This is a genomic window from Shimia sp. W99 (genome assembly GCF_053851455.3).
The window spans coordinates 3,777,003-3,802,018 of the sequence record NZ_JBSQBU020000001.1; the positions used below are offsets into that span (position 1 = coordinate 3,777,003).

The 25,016-nt window shown below is 53.3% G+C and carries 22 protein-coding genes; 21 read left to right on the forward strand and 1 reads right to left on the reverse strand.

Annotated features, from left to right (window positions below; genetic code table 11):
* Positions 1–100: 100 nt before the first annotated feature.
* A protein-coding gene (locus ACS3QZ_RS18300; RefSeq protein ID WP_456035993.1) for an IS3 family transposase occupies positions 101–1,260 on the reverse strand; the annotation gives its coding sequence in 2 pieces (ribosomal slippage) (positions 101–1,011 and positions 1,011–1,260; 1,161 coding nt in all).
* A gap of 230 nt (positions 1,261–1,490) precedes the next feature.
* Between ACS3QZ_RS18300 and ACS3QZ_RS18305 the strand changes: the two genes are divergently transcribed.
* From ACS3QZ_RS18305 to asnB, 21 genes are all read left to right on the forward strand, one after another.
* Positions 1,491–2,504 (forward strand): NAD-dependent epimerase/dehydratase family protein, encoded by a 1,014-nt coding sequence (locus tag ACS3QZ_RS18305; RefSeq protein WP_456039103.1) that lies wholly within the window; start codon positions 1,491–1,493, stop codon positions 2,502–2,504.
* A 1-nt stretch (position 2,505) separates the two neighbouring features.
* Positions 2,506–3,783: a Vi polysaccharide biosynthesis UDP-N-acetylglucosamine C-6 dehydrogenase TviB gene (gene tviB, locus ACS3QZ_RS18310; protein ID WP_456039104.1), complete on the forward strand. Its 1,278-nt coding sequence runs from the start codon at positions 2,506–2,508 to the stop codon at positions 3,781–3,783.
* Positions 3,784–4,208: 425 nt separating this feature from the next.
* Positions 4,209–4,601, forward strand: a complete 393-nt coding sequence (locus tag ACS3QZ_RS18315; protein WP_456039105.1) for a MarR family EPS-associated transcriptional regulator — start codon at positions 4,209–4,211, stop codon at positions 4,599–4,601.
* An 11-nt stretch (positions 4,602–4,612) separates the two neighbouring features.
* On the forward strand, positions 4,613–5,743 hold the full coding sequence (locus ACS3QZ_RS18320) for a glycosyltransferase family 4 protein (protein ID WP_456039106.1): 1,131 nt from the start codon (positions 4,613–4,615) through the stop codon (positions 5,741–5,743).
* 247 nt (positions 5,744–5,990) lie between these two features.
* Complete coding sequence (locus ACS3QZ_RS18325) at positions 5,991–6,734, forward strand: YdcF family protein (RefSeq protein WP_456039365.1); 744 nt, start codon at positions 5,991–5,993, stop codon at positions 6,732–6,734.
* 160 nt (positions 6,735–6,894) lie between these two features.
* The gene (locus ACS3QZ_RS18330; RefSeq protein ID WP_456039107.1) at positions 6,895–8,751 is read left to right on the forward strand and encodes an ABC transporter ATP-binding protein; all 1,857 of its coding nucleotides are present in this window, start codon (positions 6,895–6,897) and stop codon (positions 8,749–8,751) included.
* A 127-nt stretch (positions 8,752–8,878) separates the two neighbouring features.
* A complete protein-coding gene (locus ACS3QZ_RS18335) occupies positions 8,879–9,775 on the forward strand; it encodes an ATP-grasp fold amidoligase family protein (RefSeq protein ID WP_456039108.1) in 897 nt (298 codons plus the stop codon).
* 57 nt (positions 9,776–9,832) lie between these two features.
* The gene (locus ACS3QZ_RS18340; protein WP_456039109.1) at positions 9,833–10,606 is read left to right on the forward strand and encodes a sulfotransferase; all 774 of its coding nucleotides are present in this window, start codon (positions 9,833–9,835) and stop codon (positions 10,604–10,606) included.
* 208 nt (positions 10,607–10,814) lie between these two features.
* Complete coding sequence (locus tag ACS3QZ_RS18345; RefSeq protein WP_456039110.1) at positions 10,815–11,669, forward strand: sulfotransferase; 855 nt, start codon at positions 10,815–10,817, stop codon at positions 11,667–11,669.
* Complete coding sequence (locus ACS3QZ_RS18350; protein WP_456039111.1) at positions 11,573–12,436, forward strand: putative nucleotide-diphospho-sugar transferase; 864 nt, start codon at positions 11,573–11,575, stop codon at positions 12,434–12,436. Before ACS3QZ_RS18345 ends, ACS3QZ_RS18350 begins: the two co-directional genes overlap by 97 nt.
* Positions 12,436–13,596, forward strand: coding sequence for a glycosyltransferase family 4 protein (locus tag ACS3QZ_RS18355; protein ID WP_456039112.1), 1,161 nt, complete (start codon positions 12,436–12,438; stop codon positions 13,594–13,596). Before ACS3QZ_RS18350 ends, ACS3QZ_RS18355 begins: the two co-directional genes overlap by 1 nt.
* Entirely contained in the window at positions 13,593–14,549 is a 957-nt protein-coding gene (locus tag ACS3QZ_RS18360; protein ID WP_456039113.1) for a polysaccharide deacetylase family protein, read from the forward strand. Before ACS3QZ_RS18355 ends, ACS3QZ_RS18360 begins: the two co-directional genes overlap by 4 nt.
* Before the next feature lie 297 nt (positions 14,550–14,846).
* Positions 14,847–15,899, forward strand: a complete 1,053-nt coding sequence (locus ACS3QZ_RS18365) for a glycosyltransferase (RefSeq protein WP_456039114.1) — start codon at positions 14,847–14,849, stop codon at positions 15,897–15,899.
* 28 nt (positions 15,900–15,927) lie between these two features.
* On the forward strand, positions 15,928–16,695 hold the full coding sequence (locus ACS3QZ_RS18370) for a formyl transferase (RefSeq protein WP_456039115.1): 768 nt from the start codon (positions 15,928–15,930) through the stop codon (positions 16,693–16,695).
* 95 nt (positions 16,696–16,790) lie between these two features.
* Positions 16,791–17,273, forward strand: coding sequence for a serine O-acetyltransferase (locus ACS3QZ_RS18375; RefSeq protein WP_456039116.1), 483 nt, complete (start codon positions 16,791–16,793; stop codon positions 17,271–17,273).
* Positions 17,273–18,964 carry an ATP-grasp domain-containing protein gene (locus tag ACS3QZ_RS18380; RefSeq protein ID WP_456039117.1) on the forward strand — a complete coding sequence of 564 codons (1,692 nt, stop codon included), beginning with the start codon at positions 17,273–17,275 and terminating at the stop codon, positions 18,962–18,964. Before ACS3QZ_RS18375 ends, ACS3QZ_RS18380 begins: the two co-directional genes overlap by 1 nt.
* A 13-nt stretch (positions 18,965–18,977) precedes the next feature.
* A complete protein-coding gene (locus ACS3QZ_RS18385) occupies positions 18,978–19,703 on the forward strand; it encodes a DUF2334 domain-containing protein (protein ID WP_456039118.1) in 726 nt (241 codons plus the stop codon).
* A 129-nt stretch (positions 19,704–19,832) separates the two neighbouring features.
* On the forward strand, positions 19,833–20,339 hold the full coding sequence (locus ACS3QZ_RS18390) for a hypothetical protein (protein ID WP_456039119.1): 507 nt from the start codon (positions 19,833–19,835) through the stop codon (positions 20,337–20,339).
* 87 nt (positions 20,340–20,426) lie between these two features.
* Complete coding sequence (locus tag ACS3QZ_RS18395; protein WP_456039120.1) at positions 20,427–21,707, forward strand: glycosyltransferase family 4 protein; 1,281 nt, start codon at positions 20,427–20,429, stop codon at positions 21,705–21,707.
* Entirely contained in the window at positions 21,707–22,906 is a 1,200-nt protein-coding gene (locus ACS3QZ_RS18400; RefSeq protein WP_456039121.1) for a glycosyltransferase family 4 protein, read from the forward strand. The genes ACS3QZ_RS18395 and ACS3QZ_RS18400 overlap by 1 nt, the downstream gene beginning before the upstream one ends.
* Positions 22,794–24,782 (forward strand): asparagine synthase (glutamine-hydrolyzing), encoded by a 1,989-nt coding sequence (gene asnB / locus ACS3QZ_RS18405; protein ID WP_456039122.1) that lies wholly within the window; start codon positions 22,794–22,796, stop codon positions 24,780–24,782. The genes ACS3QZ_RS18400 and asnB overlap by 113 nt, the downstream gene beginning before the upstream one ends.
* Positions 24,783–25,016 lie beyond the last annotated feature (234 nt).

Consider the following 25,016-nt stretch of genomic DNA (forward strand, 5'->3'; position numbering starts at 1 on the left):
GGTTCGCTATCGTGAGGTTCGGTGCGGTAGCCATGGGGCGGATGGGTGAGCCATCCTTTCGAGCGCGGTGTCGGTGACCTGCCCCCCGATGGTCCCTCATTCAAAACGAGAGTCTGCGGGTCTGGTTTTCATATTCTTCGGTTTCGGTTTGGGCAAGCGCGCCGGGCGCGGAGCCCTCATTTGGCTCAAGCGCCCGGCGCGCTTCCGCGGGTGTTTGATTGCCGAGCGATGAGTGCGGCCTGACGTTGTTGTAGTCGTAGCGCCAGAGGGCCAGAATTCGCCGTGCATCTTCCAAGCTGTCGAACATCTCCTCGTTCAGCAACTCGTCCCGGAGGCTGCCGTTGAAGGACTCGATGAAGGCGTTCTGCTGGGGCTTGCCCGGATCGATGTAATGCCAATCGACGCCGTTGTTGTTCGCCCATTTCAGGATCGCCCGACTGGTGAACTCGGTGCCGTTGTCACTGACTATGCTGGCGGGCCTACCATAGACCCGGACAAGCGCATCCAGTTCCCGCGCCACACGGGCACCCGAGATGCTGGTATCGGCCATCAGACACAGGTTCTCGCGGCAGCAATCATCGTTCACCGCCAGAATGCGGAACCGTCGCGATGCCCCGAACGTGTCGGACAGGAAGTCCAGAGACCAGCGTTCGCCGGGCCTCAGAGCCTCGGGCATTGGCGTCCGCGATCCCCGCGCCCGTTTGCGACCCCTTCGTCGCCTGACGCCCAGCTTCTCCTCCGTGTAGAGGCGGTACAGCTTCTTGTGGTTCATGATCATCCCCTTGCGCTCCAGCATAACGCCGATCCGCCGATAGCCGAACCGGCGCCGCTGGACTGCGACGGCTTTCATCTCCTCCCTGATCTCAGGATTGTCGGGCGGGCGTTCACGCCTGACAGTTTTGGGATCGACACCAACGAGCCTGCACGCTCGGCGCTGCGAGATGTCATGATCCCGCATCGCCTTGAGCGCTGCATCCCGCCGTTCGGTTGGCGTCGTCAGTTCTTTCCCAGCAAGTCTTTCAGAACGGCATTGTCCAGCATCGTATCTGCCAGAAGGCGCTTGAGCCTGGCGTTCTCGTCTTCCATCGCCCTCAGCTTAGCGACATCCGACACCTCCATGCCGCCATACTTCGATTTGTACTTGTAGAACGTGCCCTGGCTGAGACCGTGCTTGCGGCACACCTCCGCTGTCGGCATGCCTGCTTCCTGCTCTTTGATCATCCCAATGATTTGCGCTTCCGTGAAACGGCTCTTTCGCATCTGTTTGCTCCTTCGAAAGGTTGAGCAAACTCTACATCAGAACGAGGGAGAATTTGGGGGGCAGGTCATCGGTTTTATTGTCTGCCGTGACTTGAAAAAACAAACTCTCCATTTGACAGTGGCGAGATAGCGTCGACGTCTTGCGGGCAATCGCAGTCAAGCATTGCCTTGGCAAGCAGACTGCCGGCTCGAAAAGATGCAACGAGTGACATGACAAAGGATTAATGTTTATGACGCGTGTTTTGATCACGGGTACTGCCGGCTTCATTGGGTTTCACTTGGCGAAGCTATTGCTGGCGGAAGGCTTCCGGGTTCACGGGTATGACGGGATGACGGATTACTATGACGTGAAGCTCAAGCAAAAGCGTCACGCGATGCTTTTGCAGAATGAAAGGTTTTCGACAACCGAAGGCATGCTTGAGGATGAAGCTCTGTTTTGGTCTGTCGCGGAGGAGTTCAGACCTGATGTGATTGTGCATCTCGCTGCGCAAGCTGGAGTAAGGTACTCCCTTGAAAATCCGCGGGCTTATTTAGACAGCAACGTCATCGGAACCTTCAATGTCATGGAGGCAGCTCGCAAGCTTAAGGTCCAACACCTATTGATGGCATCGACTTCTTCGGTTTATGGCGCCAACGAGGAGATGCCGTTTCGGGAAACAGATAAAGCGGATACGCAACTCACGATCTATGCGGCCACGAAAAAGGCGAATGAGAGCATGGCGCATTCATACGCACATCTATGGGCATTGCCTACAACGATGTTCCGCTTTTTCACCGTCTATGGGCCATGGGGCCGCCCGGATTTGGCTCTTTTCAAATTTGTGGATGCTATCCTTGATCACCGGCCTATTGATATCTACAACCACGGTGACATGTATCGGGACTTTACATACGTTGATGATCTTGTTCACGGAATCAGGTTGTTGATTGACACTCCTCCGAAGCGGCCCATTGAAGGGGAGGATGTAAATGAGGGTGATAGTCTGTCGCCTGTGGCTCCGTTCCGCATTGTTAATATCGGTAACTCCGAAAAAGTCCGGCTATTGGATTTTGTGGATGCAATCGAACAGGAGCTCGGCGTCAAGGCGATCCGCAACTATATGGATATCCAACCGGGTGATGTACCTGCGACATGGGCCAACGCTGACCTTCTAAAGCATTTGACGGGTTATTGCTCAAAGACCGATATCAGAGATGGAATTGCGACCTTTGTGAAATGGTTCAGGGAATATTATGACAAATGATATGAAACTATCCGAGAATCCAAAACTCGCTGTAATCGGCCTCGGATACGTTGGGCTGCCCCTCGCCGTGGAATTCGGAAAGAAGTTCGAGACGGTGGGCTTTGACATTAACCCGGCTCGTGTCACGGAAATCAACAATGGGCAGGATAGAACCAAGGAAGTTTCGGAAGGCGAACTTCGCGATGCGGTCTACTTGACGGCATCCGGTGAAGCAGAGCATCTCAAGGACTGCACAATATTCATTGTGACCGTGCCTACACCCATCGACAGTTCGAATAGGCCTGATCTGACACCGTTGCACCGAGCGTCGCAGACAGTTGGTAGCATGTTGAAGCCGGGTGACACGGTCATCTACGAGTTGACGGTATATCCTGGTGCGACCGAAGAGGTCTGTGTGCCGATCTTGGAAGCCGCATCCGGTCTTCGCTTTAATGAGGACTTTGTCGTGGGTTACTCACCGGAACGAATTAACCCCGGAGACACCGAGCGGCGCCTGCCAAATATTATAAAGGTGACATCTGGATCGACTTTAGAGGCGGCTGCAAGAATAGATGCGCTGTACGCTTCGATCATTCCCGCGGGTACTCACAAGGCAGAGAGCATTCGGGTGGCTGAAGCGGCGAAAGTAATCGAGAACACGCAGCGCGATCTAAACATCGGTTTGATGAATGAACTGGCGATCATTTTCAACAAATTGAATATTGATACCGAAGCGGTTTTGGAGGCGGCCGGAACTAAATGGAATTTTCTACCATTCCGCCCGGGTCTTGTCGGCGGGCACTGCATCGGAGTCGACCCCTATTACCTCACTCACAAGGCTGAGGAGATTGGGTATTACCCGCAGATTATCTTGGCCGGCCGCCGCCTGAATGACGGGATGGGCGCCTATGTCGCCAACCAAATGGTCAAGGCGCTGATCCACCGACAAGTTCAGATCCGGGGGGCTAGGGTTTTAGTCCTCGGTTTGACATTCAAAGAAAACTGCCCGGATTTGAGAAATACGCGCGTGATCGATGCTATCAAGGAACTCGAAGAGTTTGGCGTGGAAATCGATGTGCATGATCCTTGGGTTGATCCGAAAGAAGCACTGGACGAGTTCAACATCAAGATGGTTTCTCGCCCCGAACTGTCTGCTTACGACGGTATTCTACTGGCAGTGGCCCACAAGCAATTTCGGGACGCCGGGGCAGACGGCCTTCGCAAATTCGGCCGACCGGGCTGTGTGCTTTATGATTTGAAACATGTCCTGCCAGCCGCTGACAGCGATCTTCGGCTTTGACGTCAGAGAGGTCCAGGCCAACAGCGACAACGCTTCCGCGATACCGGCCTCCTCTTATCTGGAGGAACCGTAGTCAGCACTTTTCATGTTAAACAAGTTGTAATCGCGTCGTCATTACGTCCGCCTTTTGTTCTCTGGAGGAGATCAAATATGCGGTCTTTTTTGCTGGCTCGAGTGTTGTGAAAGTTTTGCGATTGGAGACAGTGTTACTTGTATGTGCCGTACTCTGGCAGGCGAAACAGACTGTTTTGTCTCAGTAGTCAGAAATGAGCATAATTTACTGGAATTCCTAAATGAATTGTGATCATCGTTCAGTTATGAACTTAGGCATTCTAAATCGTCTGAGTGTCACCGTATTGATATCTCGAGTTGGTGCTATCGCCAGTCTCGCTGCGGTAGCTTTTACCTGATACGACCGTCACTTCATGTCCTCACAAAGAGAGCAACTGCAAAAAGATGTGCGTTTTCGCATTATGCGATTGCTTGCTAGTAATCCTAATACGAGCCAGCGCGCGCTGGCTCACGAGTTGGGCGTCAGTCTGGGTGCCGTAAACTACTGTCTCAAAGCTCTTATGGACAAAGGGCAACTAAAGGTTCGAAACTTTCGAGATTCAAATAAGAAGCTTCGCTACGCCTATGTCTTGACGCCAAAAGGCGTCGCGGAAAAAACGATCCTTACAAGCCGGTTTCTTCAGCGCAAACTGAAAGAATACGATGCGTTGAAAGCCGAAATCGAGAGCCTGCAAAATGAGTTGGAATTGGGGGCCGACATGGCTCCGGCTCCTGCAGCGCCAAGTGGGCTTGGGTCTCGCAAGTGATGGCGGCACGTATGAACATCCTTTTTTCCGTTAATGCCGCCTGGAATATTTGGAACTTCCGGAGGCCGCTGGTGGAGGCGTTGATCGCTGACGGGCACAAAGTGACAATCCTTGCGCCGAGGGACGACTCTGCGCCGAGGCTTGAAGCTCTGGGTTGTACCGTCCGCCATCTTGAGATGGATGTTAAGGGGCTTAATCCCCTTCAAGATTTCAAGCTTTTGATGCGCTTGCGCCAGCATTTTCGAGAGCTTCGGCCCGACGCGGTACTGAGTTTCACAATTAAGAACAACATTTTCGGTGCGATTGCTGCCAAATCCGAAAAAATCGCCTTTATTCCCAATGTGACTGGGCTGGGTACGGCTTTTCTTTCGCGGGGGATCCTCGAAATGGTGGCGGTCACGCTGTACAAACGAGCGTTCCGGAATCTCCCGGTCATCTTCTTTCAGAATGAGGATGATCGGAGCCTGTTTGTTGAGCGCGGCCTCGTGACGGTAGATCAAGCGAGGTGCCTGCCAGGTTCGGGTATCGACCTCGACCGGTTCGCGGCGGCCCCATACCCATTGGAGCACGGCGCGCCGGTCTTCCTGATGATTGCTCGACTGCTTCGCGACAAGGGGGTTTTGGAATACGTCGACGCAGCGCGCCGGTTGAAATCGGTTCATAGCCAGGCGCGCTTCCAAATCCTTGGCGCGACGGACGCCGAGAACCGGACCGCAATAGATAGGGCAACCGTTGAGGGCTGGGAGCGAGAAGGTGTGATCGAGTACCTCGGAACGGTGGAAGATGTCCGGCCACTGATTGAGAAGGCGCATTGCGTTGTGCTGCCTTCCTATCGAGAGGGGGCCCCGCGGACACTTATCGAGGCAGCCGCCATGGCCCGCCCGCTCATCTCGACCGATGTTCCGGGGTGTCGTGCGGTGGTGGACGATGGAATCACTGGCTTTCTTTGCGAGGTACGAAGTGCCGAGAGTCTGGCAGCTGCCTGTGAAACGTTTATCGCTCTTTCGCATGAGGCGCGCGTGGCATTGGGGTGCGCCGGGCGTCAGAAAATGGAGAACGAGTTTGCCCAGAGCATTGTCGTCGATGCCTATCGCCGCGCGCTCCAAGATCTGGCACGCAAGACAACCGATGTGGCAGCGTGATAGGGCAATCAAGAAGAGAGAAACAAATCAGAATGCAGTGCTCCGGCGGTGCAAGGCGCGACGGATTGTTGTTGCGTGGGAAAGGTCAACTTTCGCGACTAACAGCGCACTGCGTGTGCACCTCTCCGCAAATTCAGGACGGGGCGCGGCCATTTTCCTTCGATAAGATAAAGTTGTTATCTCCGACTCCTTAATTCGGCTTCTGACCATGGATACGGCGTTTTTTGTTGTCTCAAAATTGCTTGGAATGGTTCTTCAGCTAGAGACATGGTTTCTAGGCCTAGCCGTGTTGGCTTTCTGGGCTAGTCTGCGCGGCCGGTTACGGATTGCGCAGTTCGCGTCGGCCTTATTGGCTTTGTTGATCCTCGGGATTGGACTTCTTCCAATCGGAGATGTCCTTTTACATCCGCTTGAGACAAGATTTCCCGTCAGAGAGGGCTTGAGCAGGGTGAATGGGATCGTAGTACTCGGCGGAGGAGAGGACGTACCGGCCAGTCGGCGATCGGGGCAGCCGCAACTCGGGGAGGGCGGAGATCGCTATGTTGCTGCCATAGCGCTCGCAAAAAGCTACCCTGAAGCGCGCCTGCTTTTTGCAGGTGGGAGTGGTCGGCTGAGGGACATGGTCGATAACGATGTTTCGGAAGCGGACATCGCAACAGAGGTATTCCGGACACATGGAATTGCGAACCAACGCATTCTTTTTGAGAACCAGTCTCGGAACACCGCTGAGAATGCTCGTCTGAGCCATGCTCTGGTGAAGCCGAAGAAGGGTGACAGATGGGTTCTGATAACAAGCGCTTTTCACATGCCGCGCGCCGTAGCCAGTTTCAAAGCGGCTGGCTGGCATGAGATCACTCCGTTCCCCGTAGATTTCCGGACACGGCGCTGGCGTGATGGGCTCGGTTGGAATTTCAGTCGGAATTTGGGTGTGACGAATTTGGCTCTGAGAGAATGGGCCGGACGAGCTGCCTATTCCTTGGCTGGGCGATGAAGGCGTGCAACGTCCATGCAACGTGCAACGATAGATATGCGCGCGGGAAGTCGCTTCTTCCTGCATTAGAAGTTGCTTGCTGAGGCGTGTGGATGTTGGGGGAAAGGCAATTGAGCGATCTGCTGAGGCGAATGGAAATTTCAAGATCAAGGGATCTCACATGAGCGGGCCATCGAATAGGTTTTCAGGTCGCGGTTTCGATTTCTCGCTTTGGCGACGCGGCATCTCGCTGCTGGATTCACGGGAGCGTCGCGCGGCTTGGCTTGTATTAGGGGTTGTCATCCTTTCCGCGATTAGCGCTGCCGTGATGGTCGGGTCGATCCTGCCATTTCTCACAGTTTTGTCGGATCCTTCGCGCATTGTGAGTAATTCGCAGTTGGCTTGGGCATATGAGAGGTTCAGCTTCTCTTCGCAGTATCAGTTTATTATTGCGCTTGGTGTAGCCAGCATTGCGATGATCGTGTTGGCCAACGCAATGCAGATGCTGCGCGTCTATGTGGTGTCTAGATACACCATGATGCGAAACCATAGCATCAGCCACCGTCTGCTGGCGCATTATTTGCATCAGCCCTACGAGTTCTTTTTAGCCTCCAATTCAAGCGACTTGAGCTCTCGGATCCTGCAGGAAAGTACACAGGTTGTGCAGATTTTCCTGCGCCCGGCTACAGAAGTCATCTCTGCCGTGTTCACGTTGGTGATGGTTCTCTCGGTTGTCATCTGGGTTGATCCTATCATTGCGTTTCTTGCGATAGCGATTTTAGGCTCTGCGTTTGTCCTGGCGTTTCTTTTGAGCGGTCGACGTCTGAGCAAATTGGGACGTGACCGAAATGCCGCCAACAAGGAACGGTTCAGAGTGGCTGGAGAGGCACTAACCGGGATCAAGGACATCAAACTTCTGGATAGTGAACATGTGTTCCTGTCGCGCTTTGACAGGCATTCATTGAGGATGGCCCATTCCAATGTCGATAAGAATGTGATGACCCAGCTTCCGCCCTATTTGATTCAGACAATAATGTTCTCAGGGGTAATTCTGATGTGCATGCTGATGCTGGATCCCGATGCAGCCAATCCTGCTGGAGAAATCAAAAATCTAGTGCCTACTCTGGGCGTCTTGGGCCTTGCTGCGCAACGGTCGATGCCCGAACTTAGCCGTCTGTTTACAAATGTCGGCTTGTTGCGGTATGGACGCGCCGCAGTTGACGCCGTGTATGAAGGGATGCGTGTTGGTTCTGATGAACCAAGCGGTGAGGAGGACGGGGGCGAATTGCTGCCTTTCCGCAGTGAATTAGTGTTGGACAGCATTGGCTATCGGTATCCCAATGCTGAGCGTGCTGGGTTGGAAGGAGTGTCTCTGAAGGTTCGCGCCGGCGAGCGGATCGGGGTTGTGGGGACCAGCGGTGCAGGAAAAACCACGTTGGCAGACGTATTGCTGGGTCTCCTAAGGCCGGAGACTGGCGAAATTCGAGTCGACGGTAGACCAGTTACCGAAGGCCGCCTGCCTGCCTGGCGCCGCACAGTGGGCTATGTTCCGCAGGACATATACCTGCTTGATGCCAGCATGGCAGAGAATATTGCCTTCGGTCTCCCTCCCAGAAAGATTGATCGCACTCGGGTCGAGGCGGCAGCTCGGCTTGCGCAACTAGATGCATTCGTAAAAAGCGACTTGCCGCAGGGCTATGACACACTGATTGGTGAGCGTGGGTTGCGATTATCGGGCGGGCAGCGTCAGCGGATTGGGATCGCGCGCGCGCTCTATCGCGATGCCGATTTGATTATATTCGACGAAGCGACCTCTGCGCTCGACAATGTGACAGAAAAAGAAGTGATGGCAGCCACAGACGGGTTGCCTGGTGAAAAGACCGTAATGCTGATCGCACACCGTCTCAGCACGGTGCGCGGCTGTGATCGGATTCTTGTACTGGATAATGGTCGTGTCGCAGGTTTCGATACTTGGGAGTCTTTGGAGGCTGATAACCCAATATTCCGAAGCTTGATTCATGCCGAGGGACATTCCTAAGTGGCATCGCGGTGATCGGTTATGTGCAAATGAGTGGGCCGTCTAGTCCTTTTCGACAGCCCTAATTGCGAGCGACGGAAAACTGCGTGGAGCTCGTTGGAAACACCCTTACTTGGAGACTGTGTTGATGAACCTGGTTTTGACAGAAAGAATCAGAGACCGGTTAATCCGCTACCAACAAAAGCGGAGAAGGCGAAAACTACCTCAAGCCAGTTTCCACACCAAGCTTGCGGCAAGAAAGCGGCTGGCGGACCGGGTTCGGCGGCATCGGGGCGTTTTGAGCGGTCCCATCTACGATCTCGAAACAAAGATGGGCCAAAAGACGGTTGCCGAAAAAGCCGGCGTTCACACAGCGGAAATTTTCCAGGGACCGTTTGACAATCTGCGAGAATTTGATCTCGGTTCGCTGCCTGAGAGGTTTGTTGTCAAGCCCACAGTTGGTTCTAGCTCGAACGGGGTTTTTTTGTTGGAAAAGAGAGACGGGAACTTATTCAATATTGTTTCTGGCAAGACTTACGCGTTTGATTTGACTTGCTTGAACTCAGATGGACTTGAAAGGTTTGCAGGTACCCCGATCATTGCGGAAGAACTGATTGAACTAGATGGACTTCCGACAGCCAACTGGAAGGTGTTTGCCTTTTTTGGAGAGATCGGCTTTGTCAGGCAGGTTGATCTAAATGCCAAGTGTTACAAGATGTGGTCGGAGCGAGGTCACGACTTAGGTAAGATAGACGAACACAGTTTTCCTTATGAAGCCGATTTGCCTGCTCCAAAGGATTTTGACGCGTTAATTCGCGCAGCCAAGGCAGTTTCTCTAAGTATCGCAACGCCTTTTGTTAGGGTTGACCTCTATGAATTTGATAAGGGAGTAAGTCTTGGAGAGGTAACACTCCGTCCAGGTAGTTTGTGGAAGTACAAATATCTTCAAAAGTTCACTCCCGAGTGGGACAGAAAACTAGGGGAAATGTGGGAAGAAGCGGAGGCCCGCCTCGTAGAGCAGATCGGAGAAAACTATCTTCCTTAATAGATTGAATATTTGGCGTGAAATGCTGGCAATATCTCTGCCTGCTATGGAGAGCCTATGTCAGTAGTTGTCGTTCTAGGTATGCACAAGTCGGGCACTACTCTGATTGCTGACACCCTTCATCGTAGCGGCATTCCGATGATTGGCGCTGAGCTCGACGTTGGCTATGATGATGGGAATAAGATGGAGCGCGACGAAACCCGCGCGCTCAACATGGAGCTATTGGGGGACAATGGCAGACAAAGCATGCGGGTGATTCAACCCCTTGCGCTTCGTAACGTGACTTCTGCGCAAAGGGATCAGGCCAGAGCGGTCATTGACGCAGTCGGGCTTGACGTTTGGGGGTTCAAAGATCCGCGTACTCTCCTGACGTTTGGTTTTTGGCAGGATGTTCTGGAGGATCCTATCCTAGTAGGCATCTTCCGAAATCCTGTAGAAGTGTTCGGCCACTATTTGCGCCGAGCTGGTCGGCGTTGGATCAGTCGCGACCCGACTTTCCTTCCTGATGCACTTCGGGCTTGGTGTGTATACAACAACCATTTGCTGGACTTGAAGCACAAGCATCCGCAAATGTTGCTACTGGAGTACGCCGAGTTCATGACCTCCGAAATGGGCTTGCAACGCATGGCCATACATCTGGGGCGTCCTTTGGTGGATTGTCGTCAACCCGCTATGCGCCGAGCGGTGGCGATACCGACGGCCGATTATCGTTTGGCAAAGCTAGTCGTTCGCTTGCGCGACGGGCTGAATCCGGATCAAATCTATGCTCAGTTGAAGGATGCATGTGCTGATCCTTCCGAGGCTCGAACGGCGACCAGGAGTGTTTTTTGATTTGACGCAGGCAAAGGGTCGTCGAAGATCTACACTTGGAGAAACCTATCAGATGAGTACCAAGAGCGCATGCGAAAGCACATTGTTCAGCAAGCCATTTTGGCACTCGGAGCGAAGGTTTCGGGCACCGCAGGGCTGATCATTGTTTTCAATCAGGATTTTCGCCGCACGGGCCGCAATGCTGTGCTAATCCCTAGGAGACCAGATTATGGTTGCACCGTACATTTTCATATTGGGAACTGGGCACTCCGGTGGAACCCTGTTGAATTTGTTGTTGGGTGCTAGCCCAAGAACGTTTGCTGCAGGAGAAAGTCTGCATTTATGGAACCTTAGAAATCTCCACCGTCAAGATGAACGCACGCGTCTATTCTGGCAGCAGGCAGTGTCACGACTAGAGGCCAACGGGTGGCCTGCATCGCGATTGACACCGGAGGCGGTCCTCGGGGCGGGCACGAATTTGTGGCGCAGCTGGATCAATATTGTTGCGGATATCTCTCCCCAACCAGTTGTTGTCGATAAGTCTAACCACCTTCAAACTGTTCGTCTGCTCTGCGATGCGGGGCTGGTTGATCCATTTTTTGTACATTTGGTTCGAGATCCAAGAGCGGTAGCACACAGTTACTCACGCATGAACAAACTCAGTCTGGCCAAACAGCGTTCGTGGCAGATCAGTAGCACGGCCATCTCCTCGTTTCTTGATGGACGCGAAAATTCGATGGTCCTTCGATACGAGGATCTCGCGGCGGATCCTTGGCACCATACCTTGCGGGTTTTGAAAAGCGCCGGAGAACGCGTAGGGTTGAATCTGTGCAGTGGAATCCCGAAAGATGTTAGAGAGCGTGGTCTTGACGACCCGATCTTCGACAACATGATTTACGGGGGGAACGTGATGCGTCATCCTGCCAAACGCAAAGGCCGGATGATTGAACTTGACGTCGGCTACCTTAGCAAAATGTCAACAATCGATTGGGCAACCTCGACACTTTCGTGCTTATCCGGTTTACGTCAATTTGGTTACCCGATTGGCAGAACGTCTATGAAAAAAATGCTACTGCAATCGTGACTTCAGACTCTTCTCTCAAGACCCAGCCGCTATGTGGTGTCGTTTTCGTCGCTACAGGTGCAAGGTACATCGCATGCGCCGAAGCCGCCGCGCGTTCCGTTCGTCGTTTCATGCCTGACGTACCCATCGCTCTTTTTACGGATGCCTCACAACTTGGTTTTTCCTTGAGTGAAGTGTTTGACCCAGTGATTGAACTAGAGACAGTTCACCATCGTTCAAAAGTGGATTGCTTGATGAATTCACCTTTTGAGCAAACACTGTTTCTGGATGCAGACATTCGAGTTCGAGAGGATGTGAGCGAACTATTCGAGTTGCTGGAGCGTTTTGACATAGCCATGGCTCATGCTCATGCCCGCAATCGCCCCGCTACTCGTGCGGTCTGGAAGCACGAGTTGCCAGACGCGTTTCCGCAATTCAATACTGGGGTAATCGCGGTGCGCCGTAACCCGCGAACGCAAGCCCTATTGCAGGCTTGGTCAGACAGCTACAAGCTCGCCGGCTTTCGAAAGGATCAGGTAACGTTGCGTGAACTCCTTTGGGCTTCTGATCTGCGGCTTTCGACGTTGCCCCCAGAGTACAATATTCGCTATCCCAAGAACCTTTGGCTGTGGAGCCGCCGCGAAGCTAGACCGCGAATTTGCCACTTTCGGCGCTACTCCTTTGTGAACAAAAGAGACTGGCTCTTCGATTTGGCGAAACGCGTCGTCGGATGGCCCCGCCGGATGGCATCGCGCGTGCTTTGGTCCAAGCGAAATGGTGGCGCTTGATGAGTTCGTCTCGCAAGTGTGTGTGTCTGTTCATCGGTACACTCAAAGCCGGTGGAGCGGAGCGCGTGACAGTCTGGCTGGCAAGTGAGCTAAACAAGCGTGGCCACGACGTTGTGGTTCTCACGCATTCTGAGCCGGGAACTGACTTTTTCAATTTGCCGGATGGTGTCAAGCGCGAGACCGTTGGGTTGGACGAGGGAAGAAACAGCCTGCCGGGAAAATTGATTATCAATATTCGTCGTTGCTTGCAGGTTCGTAGGGTTCTAAGACGTCACCGGGCGACCGCTGTTCTGGCGATGATGCCGCACGAATCTGTGATGGCTGTCGTCTCCGCCTTTGGCATGCCACTGCGCGTGGTTGTTTCGGAACGCAATGCTCCCTGGCATCGTCAGCAGGACAAGATATGGTCGGCCCTGCGCCGGATTGTATATCGGTTTTCCGATGTCCAAGTAGCCCAGACTCAGCCCATCGCGGATTGGTTGCGCCGGGAAACAGGAAGTCGGAGCGTCTCGATCATTCCCAATGCGGTACAACCGAATTTGCCCTCTGCGCCACCGATAGTTTGTCCCGCACAGATCATTTCCCCGGAGCGCAAACTATTGTTGGCCGTCGGAACCAAACCCTATCAAAAGGGGTTTGATTTGCTGGTTGCGGCCTTCGCTCGGATTGCGGACAACCACCCGGAATGGGATCTGGCGATACCCGGCCTTTTACCAAGGCGACTGGAAGAGGGGATATCCGGCCAGGACATTCTTGATGAGGCGGCTCGGTCAGGGCTTGCCGAAAGGGTGGTTTTGCCGGGGCACCTGGGTAACATGCCTGACTGGTATGCCGCGGCCGACTTATTTGTGCTTAGTTCACGATTTGAGGGCTTTCCGAACGTCTTGGTCGAGGCGATGGGCGCTGGGCGGGCATGTGTGGCGTTTGACTGTGATACCGGGCCGGCTGAGATCATCCAGAATGAAATTGACGGAATTCTTGTCCGCGATCTTACAGTCGAAGCGCTTGCCGCGGCTATGTCTCGAGCAATGAATGATGAAGAGTTGCGGTTGCGCCTAGCGGCCGCGGCACCGCAAGTTTCGGAGCGTTATGCTCCGGGCATTGTGCTGGATGCGTGGTGCAGGGTTCTGGGTCTTCCAGAGGGGGAGCTGCAAGAGTGAGTGGCGGCGAACTTGTTCTTTCACTCGATTTCGAGTTGCTTTGGGGGGTTCGCGATCATGCAACCCGCGAAACTTACGGGAAGAATATTCTGGGAGGTCGCGCGGCCATACCCCGCATGCTGGAAAGTTTTGATAGGCACGGCATCCAAGCGACCTGGGCCACGGTTGGAGCGGTGTTTTGTGCTTCCCGCGAAGAGTTGTTGGACGCGTTGCCACCTGAAGAACTGCGTCCGCGCTATGCTCATCCAGCGCTGTCGAACTATCGCTACCTGGACGAGATCGGTCTAGATGAGGCGCATGACCCCTATTACTTCGGAGCATCACTAGTCACGCAGATAGCTTCCTGCCCGGGTCAGGAAATTGCGACGCATACAATGTCGCATTTCTATTGTCTTGAGGCCGGAGCCTGCATTGAGACCTTTGCAGCTGATATTGACGCAGCCTGCCAATTGGCTGCGAACCGTGGCATCACATTGCGATCAATAGTATTCCCGCGAAATCAGTATGCCGCTCCGCATTTGTCGGTCGTCCGCGAACGAGGCATCAAACGATATCGGGGAAACCAGAGCGCTTGGCCTTATCGCCCATCGGCAGGCGCCAATCAAACTTTACCGCGTCGGATGTTACGGTTGATCGATGCGCATACCGGCATGCTCGGATCTCATCTCTATGTCCCCGGAACTGCGAATGTGCCAGCCAGCCATTTTCTTCGCCCCTGCTCAGGGCGTCTCGCGGCGTATCATTCCAGACATCTTTCGGTGATCGAGAGTGCGATGACCCGTGCAGCCCAAACAGGTGCAGGTTTTCATTTGTGGTGGCATCCGCACAACTTCGGGGTTGATATGGAGGCTAATCTCTCTGGTCTAGCTCGCATCCTTACACATTTTTCTCGGTTGGAGGGAGAATATGGAATGTGCTCTAGAAGCGTGGTCAACAGTGGAGAGGAAGAATAAGAATCAAGGAAATGAAAACAAGTAAAAACTGCAATGGGCATTTTTTGATAACACAAGTTTTGTCATGTGTCGTGAGTTTCCCAGAAGTGGCGCTCACGCACGTGATGAAAAACGAGTAAGTAAGTGAATTTTACAACATATTGCGCGCGCAACACGCTTGATCTGTTGGCTGAAGTGAGTACCGGGGCGCTTTCGTATCATAAAGGGATAAGAAAGATACTTAGAGACGGCCCGGACTTGGCGCACTAGTCGGGAATATGTCAGACTAACAAACACTCAAAAGAATGGAAACCCAATATGTATCGTGTACTTTATGTAGAGGCGGAGGAGAGACACTCTCTGAAACATGAATTTGCTCGCCGCACGTTGGGATACTGTGCAGGGCAGGCCGGCTTCTTTAAGCACGCATTGGCAAGAGCGTCTCACACTACGTTCACTTCAATGAACAACGTACTGAAACAACCGAGTCGCTATTTGGGTGAGTGTGATGCCGTCGTTTTTAGCTCGAAGTCTGGTATTCGGAAAATGGCGTCATCGGATATGAAACAACTTCTTTCAAAGTTAAAGGTACCTATTGCCGTTTTGGTTCACGAAGCTCGACCTCAATTTATGATTGAGGAAGAAATTGCCGATTATTGTTCTGTGATTTTTAAGCGTGAGCCATTCATTGATTTAAGTCGCTACGACCTTTCACCAGACAATCTTGATAAGATTGTCCCGACAATTCTTGCCAATCCTCTCAATCCACTCTTTAATCGCCTTCCATGGTTGACAATCGGCGCACGGCCTTCCCAGTTTGGGTATGAAGCGTTGAAGCAACATGATACCTTTTTTCTAGGGCGTGTTGGAAAGAATCGTTACAATAACCGAGTAGATGCGTGGACCAAAATATTTGAGGCAAAAGATGTCGATGCCGTTGGGGGCCTAATACCTACAGAAGTTGGGTTTAGTGTGTCAACAGAGCACATCGCGGAGCCGATCAACTCAGCAGCGTACAGACGCAATATTCTAAAGGCTCGAGTCAATTTGGCGCTTGACGGTATTGGCCCCTTTACTTTCCGTCATCTTGAGTTGTTTTGGAGCGGTGCCTTTTGTCTGTCTGAAACGGATCTCGGTGCGATTTGGCTGCGAGAAGCCATTGTCGCAGGACGCGACTATGTGTTTTTCGAAAATTGGGACGACATGGTTGACAAGGTTCGTTTTTACGCAAGAAACGATTCAATCCGCGACGCAATCGCTCGAAGTGGGCGTGAGTTCTATGAGCGGCTATATGATGTCGATGCACATGCGCATGAGTTGCGCGCGGCGATTTTCCCGGAAGATGAGACCACGTCTCTTTGCCAAACCTAGTCCAGTTCGAGCAAATAGTACGGCAATAATGAAACTGCTTGTGATGGCTTCACCCGGGGATTCGACCAATATCCTCGTCAACCGGTTGATCGATGATGGTTTTCGTGACATTCATGTGTTTGAAGAACCCCCTCAGTCGCGCTGGGTGTTGTTGCGCGGGCGCGTGCGGCGTGTGGGCTGGCGTATGGTAATCGGACAGGTGTTGTTCATGGCCCTTGTTCAGCCACTATTGCGGAGGAGCGCAGGTGCGCGGCTGCAAGGCATCCAGGAAGCTTATGGATTACGTACAACTCGCCTATCGGCAGCTAGCATAACACGAATTACCTCAGTAAACTCGTCGGAGGCTCAAGAACTCTTGCGTTGCCTTGCACCGGACGTTGTGGTGCTAAGCGGTACTCGGATTGTCAAGCGCGAAACTCTGGTTGCAGCAGATGCGCCAGTGCTGAATATTCATGCCGGGATCACGCCGGAGTATCGTGGTGTGCATGGCGGGTACTGGGCTTTGTGGATGGGGCGGCCAGAGGAGTTCGGTGCAACGTTACATTTAGTCGACGCCGGCGTAGATTCAGGCGCGGTGTTGTCGCATGTGCGACCAGTCCCTACAGCACAAGATAACTTTGCTACGTATCCTTTGTTGCAACTTGGTGCGGCGCTGCCCGCGTTGGTCAACACTCTAACTAAGTTAGATCAAAGGAAGACGCTCCCTGACCCTGTGCCGACAACCGGCGCTGGGCGGCAATGGTTTCATCCTACACTTTGGCAATACCTGATCGGGTTACGGCGCGGGGTGCGGTAATGGAACACAACAACATTATTCGTTCGAAGAATGATTATCGGAATTGGCTGATTGCTGATCTTGATGGGGCTGGATTGAGCTGTTGGCGGTTTTAAATGGGGCTTCGCTATCCGAACCTTCATTTCCTGAGAGTGCTTCGGCGGGTCGAATACTTGAAGAACTGTCGAAACGGATTGATTGGCAGAGCTGAGCGGTTGCTTGTGTCTGTCTACTTCCGCCTATTGTCGATTTATTTGGGTTTCACGATCCCCCCCAATACATGCGGACCCGGATTGCGGCTGAATCATTGGGGAACAATTGTGATCAGTCCTGAGGCGCGGATTGGCGCGCGGGCGCGTGTGAATATCTGTGTGAATATCGGGTTGAAAAACGGGAAGGCCCCACATCTTGGCGATGATGTCTATATTGGGCCCGGAGCAAAGCTGTTTGGAGGGATCCATTTGGGCAACGGCGTTCGGATCGGCGCGAATGCTGTGGTAAACCGAAGTTTTCCTGACGGTGCAATCCTGGCCGGTGTGCCAGCGCGCTTGATTGGGAACAAAGCTGATGAGGAAACACCGGCCAATGAGGCCGTCTGATGTCTGAAAATTTACTATTCGGCAGGCGAATTCTGCTACTGGGAAGCAACGAGCGTGCCGCATTGTCGGCGTGCCGATCTTTGGGAAAAAAAGGGGCGATCGTTGAGATCGCGACATTCGACCCTGTTCGCCAGCCAGCAGAATTGTCGCGGTACTGCCGCAAGCGCTTTTTTCTTGGATCGCCGGTGACTGAAATGGCCGACGTTCGCAAACGCTTGGCCGCACATTTGGACAAATATCAATACGATGCGGTTTTTCCGATAACCGACATGGCATGCGAACTGGTATATGCCGACTATGTGGCATTGGCGTCGCGTGCCGTGATTGTGGGACCCGAGCCTGACGCCTACCTCCGAGCTGTCGACAAGGCTCAGGCATTGGAACTGGCAAAGAAAGCAGGGTTGAATGCCCCGAGCGGCATTCTTTTGTATCCCGGTGATGATCCCACGCCCGCTTTTGACATTTTGTCTGAGGGTCCGGTTTATGGCAAACCGGTACGAAGCTGCCTGGTGACCGATGATTTCGTTAACTCTTTCGAGGTGAAAAAGTGCAGGACACGATCACAGCTCGAACGGAAGCTTTCCGAAGATCTGCCAAGGTTGCCGGTTCTGGTCCAGCGACCTGTGGAAGGGCATGGTGTTGGGCTGAACATTTTGGCGGATCGTGGACGCTTGGTGGCGGCAAGTATGAATCGGCGGCTGCATGAACCCCCAGAAGGCGGCGGCAGCAGTTTTCGGTGCAATGTTCCAATGGCGGAAGAGGATATACAAATCGCCCGCGACATTGCTAGGCGGCTGGACTGGTCCGGCCTGATGATGGTCGAACTGAAAGGCAATGACGGACACTTGACAATCATGGAGATGAATTGCCGCCCATGGGGATCGATAGAAACGGCCATTCGCGCAGGGGTCGACTTTCCGGCGCTTGCAGTTGCTCAGGCGCTTCGCCTGTCCTTGCCTGAAAGCCTGGTCACTAGCGACCGTCCGGTTCGAGTGAGAAATCTGAAAAACGATTTGCGATGGGTGTTTGGTCAACGTCGGCGTTGGTTGTCGCGATCCTCGCCGCTGGTTGATTGGCTAGGGGCCTTGCCGCGCGCCGCGCTTGGGTGGGAATATCTCGATATCGAGCGGGGCAATGATCCGTTGCCAGCAATTGGCCAGTTCAATCCAGTATTCGCACGGGTTTGGCGCCGTGGGCAGTTGGGGATGAAAATAGCGGCTGCGCGTCTTGGGTATCGCCATCACTTTCAGAAGCTTGATCCCAGAGAACCGATTCTGTTTCTGTGTCAGGGCAATATTAATCGGAGTGCAGTGGCGGATGTCCTCTTCAGACAGGCCGGTTTCGAACACGTTTTGTCCGCCGGGGTACTGCCGTTTCATGGACGCGGGATCAGTCCGGCGGCGGCCCGCTTTCTAGAGATGCAGGGAATGGATGGAACCAAGCACAGGTCACGCAATTTGCATAGTTGCAAGGCGTTTGTTTCCAAAGGAGCGCGGATTATCGTGTTCGATTTTCGCACTATGGCAGATGTTTGGATGATGTTTCCGGAGTTTCGCGAGCAAGTCATACTCTTTGACAATCTCGCCCGCCAAAAAACTGGAGAGCTACCAGATCCCCACGGCGCGTCGGAGGCTAATTACGTTGAATGTTTCGAGCGTATCTCCGTTACCCTGCAAGATCAAATCGAGTAAGAGGACCAATCCAATGGCACGCTTCGTGATCCGGTTAGATGACATATGTCCCACGATGGATCATGAGAAGTTTGCGCGCGCTCGGGCGCATTTTGAAGCTGCTGGCGTGAGGCCGCTCATGGGAATCGTTCCGGACAATATGGATCCCGATCTGATCGTCCACGGCCCTGACCCAAGTTTTTGGCAAATGATGCGAGATCTTGCTGCAAGTGGGTGGGGTATTTCGCAACATGGCTACAGACACCGGATACACACAAACGATCGCGGACTGCTTGGCATTACGGCACGTAGCGAGTTTGCTGGCCGTAGCCTGGAAGTCCAACGAGAGGATTTGGCTCAAGGGAAAGCAATACTTGTAAGTGAAGGTCTCGGAACAGATAATTTCATGGCGCCCTTTCACAGCTATGACAGGAAAACCTTGGCGGCATTGAAATCTTTGGGGTTCACTACATTGACTGATGGATATGGGTTGTTTCCCTGGCGCGCGGGAGGACTCAGATTTGTGCCTCAATTATTTGAACGTCCGGCAAACTTTGGAATCGGCATTTACACGATGTGTCTTCATCTCAATAACATGACAATGAATGAGATTGACGAACTCGGCCACTTCATGACTGCCAATTCATCACGCTTCATAGATTTTGAAGAAGCGAAAAGGAGCGAGTGGCCCGCTGCATTGGTCTGGCCCCTGGGAATGTCGCTAAAACTTGCATTGACGGCCAAGCGAAGACTTCAATAATCCGATGTTCTTTTCTGTCATAATATCAAAACGCTATCCAAAATTCCGATGTCGAACAGTATCATCTCAGTAGTCAAGGTGCCACTCCGGCCACTCCGGCACGGGGCAGTTGCGATTGCGCGCCAAGTCATGCTGGAGCGACTTTTCTTCCGGCGCGAGATCCCGCCAAACTTGGTGATTTCGACGGGGGGGGCAGGCACAACTTTTCTCATGAAGCATTTGGCGCAATTTGTGCATATCAACGACTATTTCGACAGGGACCATCTCAAGCATCTGCCTAGACTTCCGGCTGGATGGCTCAATGATCGGCGGGTACTTTACTTATTTGATGAACCCGAAGCCGTATTTCGGTCAGTGAGGCGGAGGCAGTTTTTACACAAACATGCCGGCGAATTAGGTTCCGTTGCATGTCAGTTTACGTGGGGTGGTTTACAACAAAAACTGTTCGAGAGGGTCGTTAAGCAGCAAGTCGACTCGTTTCATTCCCATAACTCAGAAAATCTCATGTTGTTGTCCTTTGACGATATTTGGGCGCGTGCAGAGGACATAGCTGAATTCTTTGCGATAGAAGACGATCGGTTTTTGAATGAGTTTCCACCTCGCCGTCCGCGAAAGTCCGAACAACTTCAGGTGTGATGCATGTCGGCCGCTTCTGTTACCTTTTTGGTTTAGGCAGCGAGTCCATCGGGTGCCAAAAAAGTGCCGGATCGGTGGCGCACCCATTTGTTTGATCTGCTGGGAGAAAAAAAATGCAATCGGCACAAGACCACTTCTCGATGCAATGGGCAAATCCTGGCAATCTCTAATCTTTTGAGTGCTTATGCCATGGACGGCGCGGCTCACGACAACTCAACGGAGTTCCATGAAGATATGAAGAAAAGAGTAAAACGCGTAGTCCACGTCCTGTTTTCGGGGCTTGGCGGGCATGGTGCCGTCATGTTTGGGATGTTGGATGCCGGTTTTTACTCCGATGCCGACCATCTGGTCTTGTTGACGGGCGTTGAGCCCCCTCTTCAAGACTATGTCGACCGTCTTGAGCGGCGCAATATTGAGTGGCGCTATGTTCGCAAACAGCCCGGACGTGCCTATGCATCGTTCTACAAGGCTTTGCGTAGGGCCATTTTCGAAACCGATCCAGACTTGGTTTTTGTCCATGGTCTGGCCACGATCCCCTCGGTTGTGTGGAATCGAACGCGTGCCGTGGTTTTGGTTCGTGAAACTGAACCTCAATCGACAAAGTCAATAAAGGACTGGGGAGCGTTGGCCGTTGCCCACGCCAATGTGGATGCCATAGTTCATCTTACGGAAGATGCTGCCAAGACGGCGTCGGCCAAACTGCGTGCCCTGCACCGACCGGGCAAAGTCCATATAATAGGGAATGGCCTCGACATCGATTTCTTTAGCCCGGAGCGGGAAGGTAGTCATGCGATCCTTGAGGGAGATATTGTGCGGTTGGGTATGGTGGCACGGCTTCAGCCAAGCAAGGATCATCTGACTCTGATTGATGCTTTTGATCGACTTTGTTCAGATCGTCCTTCGCTCGACGCACGGCTGGAGATCGCGGGAGATGGCGCAACGCTTCCCGCAATCGAAGCCGAGATTGAAAGCCGTGGACTACAAAGCCGCGTTACCTTGCATGGCACTTTGGGCGCCGAGGGCGTTCGCGACTTGTTGCGCAGCCTTGATATTTACGTTCACGCCAGCCTTGGGGAGACAATGAGCAACTCGATCATGCAAGCCATGGCGGTCGGGTTGCCAGTAATTGCGGGCGCCGTTTCAGGCGTCACCAATATGGTCACCCCGGATGTGGGTATTCTCTATCCTTCTCGAGACGTACACGCCCTACAATCAGCAATTGCAGGATTGTTGGACAATCCGGAGCAAGCACGAAGCTTGGGAGCGGCATCGCGGGCGCAGGCCGTGCGCCTGTATGATGCACGAACGACCGCGCGGGCTTATGAAGACTTGGCCGATCAACTCTTCAGGGCAAAGGCTGGCATGTGATGCCTACGGTATTGCATCTTATCCCCTACGACACGGTTGGAGGAGTGGAAACGGCCGCTCGGTCTGTTCCGGCGACTTGGGACGGAACGGCAGGTCCGGTTCGCTATCGCCGTGGCTATCTGGTGACGCATTCACCGGTCGAAGTGTTCCCGGACGATTGGCATGGCGCGGCCGTATCGGTCAATCGTCCGGACGCGCACTGGAAATTACTGCGGTTTGCCTTGGAGTGCCGTCCAGATTTGGTTGTTGCATCGCTTTGGCGAAGTTGTCCGACGCTGATTGCGTTAAAATTCCTTCGCCCGCGAACGAAATATGTTTTGTTTCTGCATTCTGCAGTTGATGTCCATGTATTCGACAAGGTGTTGAACCGCGTGGCTATGCTCATCGCGGACGAGATCTGGGCGGACTCTGAAACGACACTGGATGCGCGGGTGCCCTCGAAAGTGCGCGAACGAGCGAAGGTACTATCGTTTTTGACACAACGGCCCCCATACCTTCCAAGTGCTCGGGGACAAAATCTGGAAAGACCAATAGCACCGAATTTTGTCTATTGGGGGCGTTTGCAATCTGAAAAAAACCTTGGTCTGGCGCTCGAAGTGTTTGCGGCGGTTCACCAATTGTTGCCTGACGCCAAGTTCGACATTTTTGGCCCGGATCGCGGTTCGCTTGATGAGCTGCAGGAGCAAGTGGCCGAGTTGAAACTTGGCGACGCTGTGCGATTTCTCGGTGCTGTGCCCCAGGAGGACTTGTTAGCGAACGCTTGCGGATACAGTTTCTACCTGCAGACCAGTCTTTTCGAAGGGATGGCCATGTCAGTTATCGAAGCGATGGCGATGGGGTTGGTACCAGTGGTAACACCTGTGGGCGAGATACCCTCTTACTGTCACGATGGGCATACCGGAATTCACGTCACCACATCGGGAGAAACCGCGCAACGGATCGTCGAGTTGATCTCCCAACCAGCATCTTGGCGTGAGATTTCGTCACGTGCGGCAGAGAGATGGGCTGAGGCGAGGTTGTTTCAGGATGACTACCGCGATGCCTGTGACAATCTTCTTTCGAGAAACAAGGCGGGGGGGACTCGTAATGTGTGGATTGGCTGGTTTTGCTTTGTTCCGCCCTTTCGACGAAGCCATTCAGGCGCGCGATACGTTGCAGAGTATGACCCGGTCAATACAACATCGAGGCCCCGATGCTGAAGGCCACTGGCTAGATGAAGAACATGGCGTAGCGCTCGGTCACAGGCGGCTGTCGATCCTCGATTTGAGTCCAACCGGCGCACAGCCCATGAAGTCGCCTTGTGGTCGTTATATTATTGTTTTTAATGGCGAAATTTACAATCATAGATCTATGCGCCACAATTTGGAGCAAGGTGCGCCGGGTATTGTGTGGCGTGGCCACTCAGATACAGAAACACTGCTAGTTGCCGTTGCCGAGTGGGGGGTGGAGCGCGCTCTCAAAGAATCTTTCGGAATGTTCGCTCTCGCGCTTTGGGACAGACAGAAACACATTCTTACGCTTGCGCGGGATAGGATGGGGGAAAAACCTCTCTATTATTCGAACCAAGGCGGGAAGTGGATTTTCGGTTCTGAGTTGCGTGCATTGCGGGCGGGGGGAATCAAGACGCAGGTCGACCAAGCCGCACTCGCTTCGTATCTAAGGATCGGCTACGTGCCTGATCACCTTTGTATCCTCGAGGGTGTTCACAAGGTAATGCCTGGCAGTATGGTGCAACTGCGTGCCGGCTCGAAACCAGTCCAGATGCGCTACTCTGCGGTCGAAACGCAATTTGGCCAGCCTGCCACCATAACGGATACCGATGAGGCCGTTGCGCAACTGGAGAGCACCCTTGATGAGGTGGTAAGCGAACAGATGCTCAGCGATGTACCGTTGGGGTGCTTTCTGTCTGGCGGCGTTGATTCCTCTTTGGTTGCCAGTTTGATGCAGGCCGGCTCTGACAAGCAGATTCGAACATTTTCTATTGGCTTTGACGATGCTCGGTTCAACGAAGCGCCCCATGCCGCCGCTGTGGCCCAGCACCTCGGCACGAGCCACACAGAGTTCATACTCACAGAAGATGATGCTCTGGCCATCATCGCGGACCTGCCTCGCATTTATGATGAGCCATTCGCCGATAGTTCGCAGATACCGACCACTTTGCTTTGTCGCTCTGCGCGCAAACACGTTACCGTCGCATTGACCGGCGATGGTGGAGACGAAGTCTTTGGTGGATACAATCGCCACATCCGCGGACCCAAAATGTGGGAGCAGATTTCTCGGCTGCCTCAAGTCCTACGCAACATTGGTGCCGGGGCTGTCGGTAGTGCTGCGCAGTTTGGATTGCGGAACGAACGAGTGTCTCGGAATGTGATCTCAATTCTGGGTCTTCCACTCACAACTTTGGATAACCTGCCCAAACTCGCTGCGGCACTTCGTTCAACAGGTGACGCAGAAGAGTTCTACCAGATATTTATTGCGGCTGGGCAACTTCGGGAATGCGCACTGCGCGAAACTATTCCACCAATAGCCTCTGACTCGCGGGCACTGGATCCGTCGGGATTAGACTTGGCAGAATGGATGATGGCACGTGACATGACTGGCTATTTGCCCGGCGACATTTTGGTCAAGGTGGATAGAGCGGCCATGAGCGTTGGTTTGGAAACGCGCGCGCCGTTTCTGGATGCGCGGGTCGCAAATCTGGCACGACAAATCCCTATTGGGTTTCATGTAGATGGTCGCACCGGCAAGAAGTTGCTCCGAGAGCTGCTTTACCGCCATGTTCCGCAAGCATTGATCGAACGTCCAAAGCAAGGCTTCGCAATGCCCTTGGATGATTGGCTGAGAGGGGCCTTGTACGAATGGGGTTCGGGGTTGATTGCGGACACGGAAACGATTTCTAATCTAGGGCTGAATGCAGGATTCATTGAAACTCTGTGGGAGCGACATCAAAAACGGCGGGTAAACGCGGGAAAAGAGGTGTGGGCACTTCTGATGTTGCTCTTGTGGGCAAGAGATGTCGGTATCGAAAGGCCGGTTTCCTCAAGCCGACATGGTCGATACCCAGACGCGTCATGAGGGCGGTCCTTCGTTTCGGACAGCGGGTCGGCTTTTCCAAGGCTCACTGAGATTTGAATGCTCAAACCTGAGTGGAAACCTCTTGAACTGCCACTGGATTGTTCCTTCTCGCTCGCTTGGGTCGCTGCCCAGCTATTGGGCTGGCAATGAAGGGACCCAGCTTCACGGACTATCAGATTTCGGTATCTCGGCGGAGCATGGCGTCGACGCGAAGTGTGATGGTCATAACCTTCC

Bases quoted from the DNA above. Each gene is read 5' to 3' on its own strand.
- ACS3QZ_RS18305 (WP_456039103.1), top strand. From the start codon at position 1,491: ATGACGCGTGTTTTGATCACGGGTACTGCCGGCTTCATTGGGTTTCAC.
- tviB (WP_456039104.1), top strand. From the start codon at position 2,506: ATGAAACTATCCGAGAATCCAAAACTCGCTGTAATCGGCCTCGGATAC.
- ACS3QZ_RS18315 (WP_456039105.1), top strand. From the start codon at position 4,209: ATGTCCTCACAAAGAGAGCAACTGCAAAAAGATGTGCGTTTTCGCATT.
- ACS3QZ_RS18320 (WP_456039106.1), top strand. From the start codon at position 4,613: ATGAACATCCTTTTTTCCGTTAATGCCGCCTGGAATATTTGGAACTTC.
- ACS3QZ_RS18325 (WP_456039365.1), top strand. From the start codon at position 5,991: ATGGTTCTTCAGCTAGAGACATGGTTTCTAGGCCTAGCCGTGTTGGCT.
- ACS3QZ_RS18330 (WP_456039107.1), top strand. From the start codon at position 6,895: ATGAGCGGGCCATCGAATAGGTTTTCAGGTCGCGGTTTCGATTTCTCG.
- ACS3QZ_RS18335 (WP_456039108.1), top strand. From the start codon at position 8,879: ATGAACCTGGTTTTGACAGAAAGAATCAGAGACCGGTTAATCCGCTAC.
- ACS3QZ_RS18340 (WP_456039109.1), top strand. From the start codon at position 9,833: ATGTCAGTAGTTGTCGTTCTAGGTATGCACAAGTCGGGCACTACTCTG.
- ACS3QZ_RS18345 (WP_456039110.1), top strand. From the start codon at position 10,815: ATGGTTGCACCGTACATTTTCATATTGGGAACTGGGCACTCCGGTGGA.
- ACS3QZ_RS18355 (WP_456039112.1), top strand. From the start codon at position 12,436: ATGAGTTCGTCTCGCAAGTGTGTGTGTCTGTTCATCGGTACACTCAAA.
- ACS3QZ_RS18365 (WP_456039114.1), top strand. From the start codon at position 14,847: ATGTATCGTGTACTTTATGTAGAGGCGGAGGAGAGACACTCTCTGAAA.
- ACS3QZ_RS18370 (WP_456039115.1), top strand. From the start codon at position 15,928: ATGAAACTGCTTGTGATGGCTTCACCCGGGGATTCGACCAATATCCTC.
- ACS3QZ_RS18375 (WP_456039116.1), top strand. From the start codon at position 16,791: ATGGGGCTTCGCTATCCGAACCTTCATTTCCTGAGAGTGCTTCGGCGG.
- ACS3QZ_RS18380 (WP_456039117.1), top strand. From the start codon at position 17,273: ATGTCTGAAAATTTACTATTCGGCAGGCGAATTCTGCTACTGGGAAGC.
- ACS3QZ_RS18385 (WP_456039118.1), top strand. From the start codon at position 18,978: ATGGCACGCTTCGTGATCCGGTTAGATGACATATGTCCCACGATGGAT.
- ACS3QZ_RS18390 (WP_456039119.1), top strand. From the start codon at position 19,833: ATGCTGGAGCGACTTTTCTTCCGGCGCGAGATCCCGCCAAACTTGGTG.
- ACS3QZ_RS18400 (WP_456039121.1), top strand. From the start codon at position 21,707: ATGCCTACGGTATTGCATCTTATCCCCTACGACACGGTTGGAGGAGTG.
- asnB (WP_456039122.1), top strand. From the start codon at position 22,794: ATGTGTGGATTGGCTGGTTTTGCTTTGTTCCGCCCTTTCGACGAAGCC.